We start from the raw sequence: 12,208 nt of genomic DNA, 5'->3' as shown, positions 1-12,208 counted from the left end.
ACATGACTTGCCTCCTGTGCGGGTTTTTCCCGCGTCTCGTTGACGGGCATCAGGTTGACGCAGGCGCGGCCACAACACGAGTTAAGCGTCGTAAATCGATGCAAACGGGCTCGTCACCCACACTGCTGCACGACGCGGATGAGCGCCTGCGCCGCGCACAGTGGCGATTGCGCACTCTCGCCGAGGATCAGGAGGCCATTGCCCGCCCCCTCCGGGGTAACAAGCACATGCCGGCCAGGCACGAGCACGACCGGTTTTCCCGCGGCCAGAAAGGTACGCACCAGCGGCGCAAGGCCAGGCTCTCCGTCCGACCATATCCCGCCCGCCATGCCGAAGCAAAAGGCTCCGTTGAAATCCTCGATGACGATCTGGTCGACCGAGAGCGTATCGGCGAGTTCGTCACGGGCTTGCCTGTCCGCCCGGAAGCGTTCAACCACATCGCCGCCCTCGCCCCGCGCGCCCGCCAGTATCGGCGGCCCGCCGAGGGGGGTGGCAATGGCGATCTCGGCGCCCACGTCCTTGAAGGCGTAGTAGGCGGGTGCGATCCAGGAAAGGCCGACCCCCATCTCCTCCGCGTCCTCGACGATGAGGATCAGGAAGCGGGGGACGGCGGGCATTTCTATCATTTTCTCACTCCTGTTCTCGCAGCATCATCATCGCTCTGGGCGAGAAGCACGAGTTGAGAGTTGTAAATCCGTGTTAACCGCCGCGCCCTACCCGACTGCGGGCAACACCTTGCGCGCATCGAGCGAGCCGAAATCCCGCTCGATGCGGCGGGCCCAGCCGAGCGCGCCATCCTGCGCCGCCACCGCGGTGGCAAGGCCGAGGTCCGTCGACGCCGCACCAGCCGCACCCTCCAGTCCCTCCGCCAGCAAAAGCTCCGCACGCACCCGATGGAGCTCCGGCAGACACCAGCGCTCGCCGCTCGCTTGGCAATGGTCGATCGCCGCCGCAATCGTCGAAAAAGCCTCCGGATGCCGGCATTGCCGGCTGAGGGCGACGGCGGCGAGCGATTGAAAATAGGTTTGGAACAGGGTGAAGCCCGCGCCCTGCAGCGTCGCCATGGCGGGGCGAAGCTGGCGCAAGCACGCTTGCGTCTCGCCCCGCTGGAGCAGGCGCTCCGCCTCGAAGCAGTCCGCATAGGCATGCCAGACGTCGAGCGACAGTGCCCGCGTGTGTTCGCGAAGCTCCGCGATATAACCGGTGGCGAGGTCGTCCCGGCCTGAGAGGAGTGCCAACGGGCAGGCCGCCTCCGCCAGCACATTGGAAAGCGACAGCGTGTGCCGGATGCTCTTGGCGTAGTCGATGGTCTCCTGCACCTCCAGCAACGCCGCGCCCTCCTCGCCGAGGAACCACAGGGCGCGGGCGAGGACGATGCGGGCCGTGACGTGCTGATCGAACTGGAAGCGTATGGAATGTTGCCCACCGCGAAGGTCGGCATAGTCACGCAGCATCTGCCGCAGTTCGTCCCGTGCCTCCACATGGCGGCCAAGCCAATGGAACGTGGCGCCGTGCATGCGGTGGCCGATGATCGCATCCGCGGGGTCGACGGAAATTTTGGCAAGCACAGCAAACCGTTCCGCAAATTGCAGTCCGATCCGCGGCTCGGCGCGATTGATGGCGTCGACCCACAAGGCCCATATCGCTCGCAACTGATGATCAGTGTCGCCGATCGTCTCGGCAATACGCAGCGTCGTCGACCAAGCCGCAATACCATGCTCCGGCGCGTCCGTTGCGCGCATCTGCGGCCAGCCGAGCGCGGCATAGAGCTTCATGCGGCTGCGCTCATCGAGGCCAGGCCGTGCCTCCAGATAGGCGATCGCGCGCGTGACGGCCGCCAGGCACTCGTCGAGCAGCGACAGGCGGAAGAAGAGCGGCAGGCTCGCCACCGTCAGCCGCACTCCGAGCGATGGATTGCCACTCTCGGAAAACGCCCAATCCAGCGCATCGCGCAGGCTTGGCACATGCGCGGAAAATTCCTCCGGCCATTCGACCATCGCAGCGGAATAGAGTTGCTGTTCGTTTTGCGCCAGCCACGCCGCCAGCCAAGCGGCAAGTCGGCCCATCGACGCATCGATACTCCCTGCCGCGGCCAGCTTTTCCGCCGCATAGAGCCGTGTCGTATCGAGCAGGCGGTAACGCGTGCCGGCCGGCTGCGTATCGGCAGCAACCAGCGACTTGGCAACGAGCGAGGCAAGGTCGTCCTCCGTCACCTCGCCGGAAAGCACCGCCGCGCCCGCTGCCTCGCTGAACCAGCCTCGCAACACCGAGAGTTCGGAGAGCGCCATCCGCTCCCGTTCGCTGAGGATATTGTAGCTCCAGTCGAGCGTCGCCCGCAGCGTCTGATGCCGCGGCAGCGCCGTGCGCCGCCCGCGCGTCAGCAGGCGAAAACAATCCGTCAGCGCAGCGGCCATCGCTGGAACGCTGATCGTTTCCAGTCGTCCGGCCGCAAGCTCGATCGCCAATGCGATCCCGTCGAGCCGCGCACAGATTTTGGCGACATGGGGCGCATCCGCATCTGTCAACACATAGCGGCCGAGACAGGCATCGGCGCGCTCGACGAACAATTGCACAGCCGGCGAACGCATCGCCTCCTCGGCGAGACCCGTCTCTGCAGGCAGATCAAGCGGCGGTAAGCGGTGCACACGCTCGCCTTCGGCCCGAAGCGGCTCGCGGCTGGTCGCAAGGACGCGTAGTGCCGGCGCGCGTGCCATGATTGCCTCGACGATGACAGCGACCCCATCCACCACCTGCTCGCAGCCATCGAGCACGACCAACATGTCGTGCTGTGCAAGATGCACGGCGATATCGCGCACGACATCGTCGCTGCGCGTCAAAATACCGAGCGAGGTGGCAATCGAGGTGGCGATGAGGCCGGGCTGCGCCACATCCGAAAGGTCGATCCAGACCGTGCTTTCCGCGCCGCCCTCGCCCGCCGCCACGGCCCGCGCTACAGTGGATTTGCCGATGCCACCCGGCCCGACGATGGTGAGCAGCCGGGACCGGGCAAGCTGCGCGACGATCTCGATGATCGATTGCTCCCGGCCAAAAATGCGGGGTGCGACCGCGATGCCGGCCAAAACCGGAACCGGCGCGGCATTCTCCGTCGGCCGTGCCACAAGCTCGGCAATGAACGCATAGCCTCGACCCGGCACGTTGGCGATGAACTTCGGTTCTTTCTGGACATCGTCCAGCGCCTTGCGCAACGCGGAAATATGGACGCGAAGGTTGGCCTCCTCGACAAACGTGTCCGGCCAGACATGCCGGACGATTTCCGCATTGGTCTTCAGTTCTCCAGCATGCGCGGCAAGAAAGATGAGGATATCGGCCGCCCGGCTGCCCAGCGGCACGAGCCTGCCATCGCGCAGAAGCGTGCGGCGGGCAGGCGCTAGTGTGAACGGTCCGAATTGCATCTCGCGCACAACATCATCCCCATTCAGGAACCTTGGCAGTCCGGCTGGATTGCCTGTCCCGTTTTCGCTCAGCCTTCAGCGGCCTCGCCCGGGCGGAGATCATCGCGAAGCAACTGATCGCTGCATTGCAGCTCGGATAGCGTGTATCATCTTGAAGCTACCATGACGAACCCGACTCTTAATGCCCCCTACATTCCAACAAACGGATCGCACCATCAAACCACGGGATCGAACAGCCAGGCGGATCGTGAAGTAGAGAAGCTATAGCCGCAAGCGTGTGCGCGACGTTTTTTCACCGCAGCGATCAGGTGTATTACGAACGCCTCCTAGCTCGTTGCTCGCCCTCGGCCTCCGGCTCGGCGTGGTCGGCATCGACCTCATTTCCGGCACGCCGCGCTTCACTCTCAACAACCCGAACCTCCTTGATGGCATCGAGTTCACGGTCGTCGCCATCGGCGTCTTCGGCCTTGGCCAAATGTTCAGCGCGCTGGGCGAGAAAGTCGAAAACCGCGCCGCGCCGAAATACAACTTCCGCTCGCTCTTCTCGCGCTTCAGCGACATCATCCTGTGCTGGGAGGACCTGCTGGTCGACTCGATCGTCGGCGTTGCCGTCGGCATCCTGCCCGGTTCCGGTGCGACCGCCTCCACCATCTTCTCCTACGCCGCTCCAAGCGCATGTCCAAGAACCCGGAAAGGTTCGGCAGGGGTGACATCAGGGGCGCCGCAGCGCCCGAAGCTGCAACAACGCTGCCTCCTATGCCGCGATGATCCCGCTGCTCACCCTCAGCATTCCGGGCTCCGCGACGACGGCGGTGATGCTGGGTGGGCTCCTGATGCTCGACCTTCAAGACGGGTCGCGGCGTTGCCTGGGGCGACCAGGGCGGCGGCATGTTCTGCGCCGTGGCCGCCCAGGTTGCGTCAACGCCCTCGTGCAGGAATGGCTTCCGGCGAAGGACGGTGTCGCCGACAAGCTAAAGGCAGGAGCCACCGTCGCGGACGTCGGATGCGGGCATGGGCTGTCGACGATCCTGATGGCACAGGCCTTCCCGCACTCCCGGTTCCCGGGCTATGACTTTCACCCGGACTCGATCGCCGCTGCGATCGCGCACGCCAGATCGCATGGCCTGACAAACGTGCGCTTTGAAGTTGGGCGAGCCCAGGACTTCAATGGGCACGATTTCGATCTGATCACCTGTTTCGATTGCCTGCACGACATGGGTGATCCCAAGGCAGCGGCAACGCATATTCGCCAAGCACTCAAGCACGATGGCACATGGATGGTGGTCACAAGGCGACACCACATTGTCAGCAGCTTCATGGTTGGGGAGTAACTCGGCCGAGATGAATTTGCGGGCTATCGGTTACAGAACTACCGCTTTCCACCGCGAATCATCACCCGTGCGACCTGGTTGTATCTCCGGCTCCCTTTAAGCCTATGGCTGATTGAGGAAATACTGTTGGAGCGCGACATCGTCGTGTCTCGTGAAACGGTACGGCGATGGGGTCGCAAATTCGGGTTGGCTTACGCGAAGCAGTTGCGCAGGAAATAGCCGTCGCAAGAGGATATATGGCATCTGGACGAGGTCATGATTTCGATTAGCGGCCAAAAACTTGGCTTTGGCCTGCCGTCGACCAGGACGGTCTCGACGAGGTCGCCCAAGCCCGCCGCAAGACCAGACGCCGAAGCGCATCGTCACCGACAAACTGCGCTCATACAAAGTAACAAGACGGGACGTCATATCCGCTGTCGAGCATCCTCGCTCACGCTGACAATCAGTTGATTGGAACGTCGGGGTCTTTCAGCGTCGGACGTCAAGTAGTGCATATCGCCTCCCTCTAGGGCGCGCCTCCATTTGCTTTCCGATGCTCGCGGAACTGGCTCGGCGACGCACCAATGATACGTTTGAAGGCACGGCTGAAGGATGCCTCGGACTCGTATCCGAGGCGTTCCGCGATCACGGCGACGCGTTGGCCTTCCCCCAGCCACTGGTGGGCCTGGTGCATGCGCATCCGGGCGACGTATCGAGCGGGCGTTTCACCGACAACGGTGGCAAAGCGCTGGGCAAAGCCGGATCGCGAGGCGCCCATGTGGCGGGCGAGCTCGCCGACACTCCAGTCATGGGATGGATTGAGATGAATGGCTGCGAGAACACGGCCGACTTCCGGGTTTCGGACGGCTGCTAACCAGCCGGTCGAGTCGCCACAGCCATGTTCCACCCAGGTCCGGATGATCGTGGCGGTCAGCACGTCAGCCAGACGGGAGAGAATCCCCCCTGCCCCGACGCGGTTCATATCCACCTCCCGCATCATCGCATCGAGCAAGAGCGGGATCGTCGGCTCGCTGGCGGCCAGATCGCTGGTGCGCATCACGTCCGGCATCAGTTCCAGGAGCGGGTGCCGTTTGTCGACGTTGAAGCGCATCACTGCAAAAAACAGGAGGTTCCTGGTGTCGGGACGGGCGCATTGCAGATCGACGATGCCATCGCAGAGGCGTTTTCGCGCCATGCACTCCACCGGAGTGGGCGCCACGCCCGGTTCACTTGCCAGAACATGGGCATCGCCGCGTGGCAACAGGACGGCATCACCTGCGTTCATTTCCGTCCATTCACCGGAGGGCGATTGCAGATAGGCGTGACCGGCGGCGAGGAAATGGAACCGTGCTTCCACCTGAGTCGGGTAAGCCGTTGCCCACGGGGCAGAAGGCTGGCAGCGGCCATATTCTACGCCATCAAGGCGTAAGCCCCGCAGCATCTCGGTCAATGGATCGTTCATCGGCGCGCTCCTATTTGGACGAATAGTCATGCCTTATGGATTTCTTAGCATAGAAACACCGCCACTTCCCGTCTAGCGTTCTCACAACAGTTTTGGAGACAGCAGATGAATAGCAACCAAGAGACTACCGGCTTTCGTGCCGACGACGGCCATACCAAGCCTGCCTGGGCGGGCGTGATTTCTCTCTCGCTCGGCGTGTTCGGCCTGGTCACGGCGGAGTTTCTGCCGGCCAGCCTGCTGACGCCGATGTCACATGACCTCGGCGTCAGCATCGGCGCGGCCGGGCAATCGGTAACGATGACAGCGGTCGTCGGCGCGATTGCCGGCCCTGCCATCGTGGTCGGCACGAGCCGCTTCGATCGGCGCTATACGCTTCTGGGGCTCACCGCGCTGCTCATCCTGTCCAGCCTCATCACTGCTTTCTCCAGCGGGCTGCCCATGTTGCTTTTCTCGCGCGCGTTGCTTGGCATCGGCCTTGGCGGTTTCTGGGCCATGTCACTGGCTCTGGCGATGCGGCTGGTACCGGAACGGCTGATGCCGAGGGCGATGGCCATCATCATGGGCGGCGTGTCCGCCGCAACAGTCTGCGCAGCGCCCGTTGGCGCCTGGATAGGCGAAATCATGGGATGGCGCTTCGCCTTCGTCATCACGGCCATACTCGGCGTGCTTGCACTTCTGACACAGGCGATCACACTGCCTGCCATGCCATCCACCGGTCCGGCCAACCTCGGCACGATGGCCACCGTTCTGCGTCGCCCCGCCATCCGCATCGGGCTCCTGACCATACTGCTCGTTGTCGCCGGCCACTTCGCCGGGTTTACGTTCATACGCCCGTTCCTGGAGAATGTGCCGCATTTTGGCGTCGAAGGCATTTCGGGAATTCTGCTGGCCTTCGGTATCGGTGGTTTCTTTGGTAACTTTGCTGGCGGTTTTATTTCCGAGCGCAACACCGCTTTGTCCATGACGCTTGCGGCGGCGGGCATCGCCGTCACGGCCTTCGTGCTGAGCTTTGCAGGCGCCTCGCCGATCGTCGCCACGGTCGCCACGACACTCTGGGGCTTTGCCTTTGGCGCGCTCCCCGTCAGCGTCCAGAGCTTCGTCACCCAGGCGGCATCCGATGAACCGGAGAGTGCCGGCGCATTGACGCTGACGACCTTCCAGATCGCCATTTCGAGCGGTGCGGTGTTCGGGGGCCTGATCGTCGGAAGCCATGGCCCGGCCGGGGTCTTCGCCTTCGCCGGATTGTCCGCCATGCTCGGCGCCACCCTGATCGGGTTTGCAAGCCGCACGCGGCTGGCGGCAGCTGCCGGATAGGACACGAACTCAGAAGTCGAATGATCAGCCAGTCGTGTCATCCCGTGACGTGCTCCGGCTGACCATTCGGCCTCATCAACGCCATCAGCATCAGGCCGAGCGGAGCTCTCCTCGCTCGGTTTCGCGCGTCAGCTCTAACCTTGCTCGTGCTTGGCTGAGAGGGAGAGCGGCGGTGGCTGAAATCAAGCAAGCGCTTCAGTGCGCCATAGGTGCGTATAAAGAGATGCCCTCGGAGAAAAAATCGTCAAGTTTTGAATCTACGTTGAGATGACTAGTGCTCAGCTTAGAAGATTAACCGCCGCCCTCGCGAGCGCCAGCGTCCCGAAGGCGATCGATCGTTCATCCGGCTGATAGTCGGGATTGTGCACCTTGTCCGAGCGCCCCGGCTGCGAGGAGCCGACAAGCAGCCGGAAGGAGGGAACGATCTGCGCGATTAGCGCAAAGTCCTCACCGCCCATACTCGGTTCATAATCGAACGCCACGTCGCCGAACTGGGCGTTGATGGAGGCGAGCGTCCGCTGGAGCATGCCCGGATCATTGAAAATCGGGGGCGTGCCGCGCCTGTAGGTGAGGTCGCAGCCCGCCCGGAACCCCAATGCCGCGCCCTCGCAAAGGCGACGCAAACCGGCCTCCGCCGCATCGCGGGCCTCTGGCTGCCGACTGCGCACGGTGCCTTTTAGCTTGCAACTTTCGGGTATGATGTTTCTTGCCTCTCCCGCATGGATCGAGCCGACTGTCACCACACAGGCATCGAGCGCCCGCACGTCGCGCGACACGATGGTCTGCAACTGACCGATCAGCTGGGCGGCGATGACGATGGGGTCGATGGCGTCGTAGGGGCGCGCCGCATGCCCGCCTTTACCGCGTACGGTGATGTCGAAGGAATCGACCGCGGAGTTGGCGTAGCCGTGCACGATGCCGAACTGGCCGGCCGCAATTTCGGGCCGGTTGTGCAGGCTGAGAGCCATGTCGACGCCCTCCATCACCCCGTCGGCGATCATTTCCTTCGCGCCGCCGATAGCCTCCTCCGCCGGCTGAAAGATCAGCCGGACATTGCCGGCCAGTCGGTTTTCCAGGCGCTTCAGCACGGCCCCGACTGCCAGCACCGTTGCAGTATGGAGATCATGGCCGCAGGCATGCATGCGGTTCGGAATCTTGCTCAGGCAAGGCCGACCTGCTCCTGCATCGGCAGAGCGAAGGCGCTTTTATCATTGACGTCTCCGGTGACGCTCTTCCCGCCAATACGCCACCCCTGCTCCTGCAGAAGAGTGACGGCGCCGCGCTTTACGGCACCACCGATCTCGCGACGCTCCGCCAGCGGGTGCGTGACATCGGCGCCCGCCAGATCGTCTATTGCACCGACGACCGGCAGGCGCTTCATGTCGCCAGCGTGTTTTCGGCTGCACAGAGGGCCGGCTATGCCGATGGGGTAACACTCCGGCACGCGACCTTCGGCACCGTGCGCGGCAATGACGGCAAGCCGTTCAAAACCCGTGACGGAGTGGCTGCCTCCCTGGGCGAGATGATCGACCTTACGTTCACCAAGGCGTCCGAAAAACTGACCGATGGTGACGCAGCGGTAATCGTAGGGCTTGGCGCCTTAAAATTCGCCGACCTCTCCACGCCAAGAAGGACGGGATACGTCTTCGATATCGACAGGATGACGTCCTTCGAAGGTCGGACAGGGCCATATCTTCAATATGCGTATGCCCGAATTTGTTCGATTTTGGACAAGGCTGCCAAGGCCGGCATTGCCCCCGCCGAGAGGATCTCAATCAGTCACCCTACGGAACGGGCGGTGTTGATGGAATGCCTGTGGTATCCAGACGCCCTTTCGGAGGCGGCCCGGCATCTGGAATCTTTCGAGATTGCCGACAGAGCCTATCAGGTTGCAGATGCCTTTAGTCGCTTCTACGCGGATTGCCCGGTTCTGAAGGCCAACGATCCATCGGAGCGACTTGCCACATGCAAGCTGGTCGCGAGGGTGATGGAAAAATGCCTCGACCTGCTTGGTATCAAGATTGTTCAACGGATGTGAAATCGATGGGATGGTTCGCTCAACATGCTTGATAGCGTCTCCACTGCACCCACGATCATTGTCCGATTTGTGATGCATCTCCACGAAAGCGGATAGACGGAAATCCACCCCTTCATCACAATCTGCTGGCGGCTCTGAGGTAAGCAGCACCGCAGTCCAAACGACCGAAATGCGGCCGCATTGCCGCCCGGTTGCATTGGCAATCGGTCGGTGGTTTCTCTCATCACACTTCTGCTAAAGCCGGGAAGCAAATCACACGCGATACCATCAACTGCCGAAGCGTGAAAGGCGAAACGGGCTGATGGCCTCTCATTCATCGAGGCTGTTGTTTTGAAGGAAGAGCACTAGGATGAGCTCCAATCGGGAGACCGTACGGTCTTATGATACGGTTGCGGCGCAGTACGCTGCCGAGGCTGCGGCGATGCCCGAATGGGTCGCGACTGAGATCGATGTGTTCGTGACCGAGTTGGGAGGATCGGGCAGGGTGCTGGAGATCGGAAGCGGGGGCGGGCGAGATGCACTTGAGCTCGAGAAGCGGGGGATCAGCGTCCGGCGCACCGACATTTCGAAGGGCTTCGTCGAACTGCTTCGCGAAAGTGGCTTCGAGGCCGACCTGCTGGACCCGCTGACCGAAGACTTGGCCGACCCGCAACGTCCCGGCACGCCGTACGATGGGATTTGGGCCTGTGCCTGCTTGATTCACGTCGCGCGCGATGATTTCGGCATGGTGCTTGGACGGCTTGCCGAGGCAACCCGGACCGGTGGCCGACTGCACGCCTCGGTTCGAGAAGGCGACGGCGAAGATGTATCCACACACGGCAGTGCTTCAGCGCCGCGGCGCTACGTCGAGACGTACTGGCGCGAGCATGCCCTGCGGTCCGAACTCACAGACGCCGGCTGGACCGTCAGCGAGGTACGTCGGTGCGTCGGCAAGCCCCATGATCGGTGGCTGAGCGTTCGGGCGGCTCGGGCGTGATCCACACAGACCTGGGGAGCAGCCGGTTGTCGCGCGACCATAAACTTTAGGTCGCCGCAACGTCTGCTTCCCAGCGAAGGCAAGATCGCCTCTATGCCGATAGGACGACGCCCTTCGGCCCGAAGGTATGTCTGACGCATAAGCTTCCCCAAACCAATGCGAAGCGGCTTCGGAAAGCCCCTGATAGTCCGTGACAGCCCCGCCGACCCAGGCGACGAATCCGTCGGGTCTTATTAGCACCGCCTCCAAGCCCAGGGCGTCTGCAACTTCGCTTGTGAGGTAGGTGATCCGCGAAGCGAACGGCTGCAAGAGTTCCTGCAGGGGTAATGCCTTAACAAAGTCCACCAGCAGTCCTTTGCCCATTTTGAGATGATCGCCAAGCTTCGTCCCATCGGCAAACTCGAAATCAGGAGCACTGCGGCCAACCAGCGGGTGGCTATCGCCGAGATCGTAGCGAAGATTGAGACCCCAGACGCGTTCGGCGAAATAGGTTGCACCGTCGAGCGTATCGATGAGGTCGCGTAAGATAGCTTCGAGAGCGCGGGAACGGCTTGGTCGCATGATCGCCACCTGGGCACGCGACCAGTCAAGGATTTGCGCTCCGACCGGGTACCTTTCTGTCGTATAGCTGTCCAGCAAACCAATAGGCGCGTCGCCGCGAATTGTTGCGGCCAGTTTCCAGCCCAGATTCATTGCGTCACCGAGACCAAGATTCAGGCCCTGACCACCCAAGGGGGAATGGATGTGCGCCGCGTCGCCAGCGAGCAGCACGCGTCCATCGCGGTAGGTCGTCGCCTGAAAGGCACGGTCCGTCCAGGTCGTTGCCAAGTGGAGCGCCGTCACGGTGACCTTGGTGCCGGAAATGTGGCGTAGCACCTTCTGTACATGATCGAGTGTCATTGGCTGTGTGCGATGGAAAGCGCCACCATCGAAGTCGACCATCGCGACGATACCAGGCTTTTGATGGGTAAACATACCCCTGGCGGTGTAGTGGCGGCCTGACGGAAGTTGATCCGGATCGGCCATCTCGACCTGAACGGAATAGCCGGTGAACTCTGGATCCGTTCCGATAAACTCGAAGTTACCAGTTTTCCGCACGGTACTGCGACCACCATCGCATCCGACAAGCCAAAGTCCCCTGAATATCTCACCACCAGCGTGAATAGTCACTCCCGTGCTCGATTGTTGGAAATCTTGGATACCGATACCGCGTATGATCTCGACACCCATCACAGTCGCGCGGGAAACCAAGACGGATTCGACTTGCTCCATCGTGGTTGCCATGTTGGTCGCAGCCGGGCTAACCAAGCGATACGGCCACCGGTCAGCGTCGATCTTGTCGTGGAAGAACTGGATGCCAGCGAAATGACCGCCGGGGCGACGTGCCTGGTTCATCCAGTGCGCGGCAGTCGAAGCGCCTCCATCGCGGGCTTCCATTTCCGGACGTTGCATCGTGCTGATCTCGTCCAGCATTCCGCGACGATAGAAAGCTTCGATCGTCGGGGCGGAAAGGCCACGCATGCCGAACGGGAGCAGCTTCAACGGAGAGTGCGGGTTTTCTAGCTGTTCCAATACTAGAACAGACAGGCCAGCAAGGCGAAGCTCGCAGGCGAGAAACAAGCCGACAGGTCCGGCACCGGCAATCACAACATCATAGGTCGAACGAAAATCATTCATAAACGGCTCCTCAATGGT

General features: G+C 62.1%; 7 protein-coding genes and 4 pseudogenes. 6 read left to right on the top strand and 5 right to left on the bottom strand.

Annotated elements, in window-relative coordinates:
• Nucleotides 1–113 precede the first annotated feature (113 nt).
• Together AC1RT2_RS18230 and AC1RT2_RS18225 are read right to left on the bottom strand one after the other, a co-directional pair.
• Nucleotides 114–626 (bottom strand): type 1 glutamine amidotransferase family protein, encoded by a 513-nt coding sequence (locus AC1RT2_RS18230; RefSeq protein ID WP_493104113.1) that lies wholly within the window; start codon nt 624–626, stop codon nt 114–116.
• 87 nt (nt 627–713) lie between these two features.
• A complete protein-coding gene (locus AC1RT2_RS18225; RefSeq protein ID WP_493104554.1) occupies nt 714–3,413 on the bottom strand; it encodes an ATP-binding protein in 2,700 nt (899 codons plus the stop codon).
• A gap of 277 nt (nt 3,414–3,690) precedes the next feature.
• Between AC1RT2_RS18225 and AC1RT2_RS18220 the strand changes: the two are divergent.
• From AC1RT2_RS18220 to AC1RT2_RS18210, 3 pseudogenes are all read left to right on the top strand, one after another.
• A pseudogene (locus tag AC1RT2_RS18220) lies at nt 3,691–4,026 on the top strand (tripartite tricarboxylate transporter permease); the annotation flags it as partial.
• Between the two features lie 224 nt (nt 4,027–4,250).
• Nucleotides 4,251–4,699: pseudogene (locus tag AC1RT2_RS18215) on the top strand (class I SAM-dependent methyltransferase); the annotation flags it as partial.
• Nucleotides 4,687–5,168 (top strand): annotated as a pseudogene (locus tag AC1RT2_RS18210) (IS6 family transposase); the annotation flags it as partial. The pseudogenes AC1RT2_RS18215 and AC1RT2_RS18210, both read left to right, overlap by 13 nt.
• A gap of 81 nt (nt 5,169–5,249) precedes the next feature.
• On the opposite strand, the gene AC1RT2_RS18205 reads toward AC1RT2_RS18210, so the two are convergent.
• Entirely contained in the window at nt 5,250–6,185 is a 936-nt protein-coding gene (locus AC1RT2_RS18205; protein WP_493104111.1) for an AraC family transcriptional regulator, read from the bottom strand.
• A 105-nt stretch (nt 6,186–6,290) separates the two neighbouring features.
• On the opposite strand from AC1RT2_RS18205, the gene AC1RT2_RS18200 reads away from it, so the two are divergent.
• Entirely contained in the window at nt 6,291–7,499 is a 1,209-nt protein-coding gene (locus tag AC1RT2_RS18200; RefSeq protein ID WP_493104109.1) for an MFS transporter, read from the top strand.
• 278 nt (nt 7,500–7,777) lie between these two features.
• Here AC1RT2_RS18200 and AC1RT2_RS18195 read toward each other — a convergent pair whose 3' ends face one another.
• Nucleotides 7,778–8,641, bottom strand: a complete 864-nt coding sequence (locus tag AC1RT2_RS18195) for a M20 metallopeptidase family protein (RefSeq protein ID WP_493104107.1) — start codon at nt 8,639–8,641, stop codon at nt 7,778–7,780.
• Here AC1RT2_RS18195 and argS point away from each other — a divergent pair.
• Nucleotides 8,608–9,537 (top strand): arginine--tRNA ligase domain-containing protein, encoded by a 930-nt coding sequence (argS, locus tag AC1RT2_RS18190; protein ID WP_493104105.1) that lies wholly within the window; start codon nt 8,608–8,610, stop codon nt 9,535–9,537. The two genes, AC1RT2_RS18195 and argS, sit on opposite strands and share 34 nt — an antisense overlap.
• Nucleotides 9,538–9,886: 349 nt before the next feature.
• Nucleotides 9,887–10,513, top strand: coding sequence for a class I SAM-dependent methyltransferase (locus AC1RT2_RS18185; RefSeq protein WP_493104103.1), 627 nt, complete (start codon nt 9,887–9,889; stop codon nt 10,511–10,513).
• Nucleotides 10,514–10,654: 141 nt separating this feature from the next.
• On the opposite strand, the pseudogene AC1RT2_RS18180 reads toward AC1RT2_RS18185, so the two are convergent.
• Nucleotides 10,655–12,190: pseudogene (locus AC1RT2_RS18180) on the bottom strand (FAD-dependent monooxygenase); the annotation flags it as partial.
• Nucleotides 12,191–12,208: the final 18 nt, after the last annotated feature.

This window comes from Shinella sp. GW821-FHT11G07, assembly GCF_058808115.1.
This window is presented reverse-complemented; position numbering and strand designations above follow the sequence as displayed.

What these genes read in the sequence shown, in the direction of transcription:
- AC1RT2_RS18230 (WP_493104113.1), bottom strand. Translation starts at nt 626, where the DNA reads ATGATAGAAATGCCCGCCGTCCCCCGCTTCCTGATCCTCATCGTCGAG.
- AC1RT2_RS18225 (WP_493104554.1), bottom strand. Translation starts at nt 3,413, where the DNA reads ATGCAATTCGGACCGTTCACACTAGCGCCTGCCCGCCGCACGCTTCTG.
- AC1RT2_RS18185 (WP_493104103.1), top strand. Translation starts at nt 9,887, where the DNA reads ATGAGCTCCAATCGGGAGACCGTACGGTCTTATGATACGGTTGCGGCG.
- AC1RT2_RS18205 (WP_493104111.1), bottom strand. Translation starts at nt 6,185, where the DNA reads ATGAACGATCCATTGACCGAGATGCTGCGGGGCTTACGCCTTGATGGC.
- AC1RT2_RS18200 (WP_493104109.1), top strand. Translation starts at nt 6,291, where the DNA reads ATGAATAGCAACCAAGAGACTACCGGCTTTCGTGCCGACGACGGCCAT.
- AC1RT2_RS18195 (WP_493104107.1), bottom strand. Translation starts at nt 8,641, where the DNA reads ATGCATGCCTGCGGCCATGATCTCCATACTGCAACGGTGCTGGCAGTC.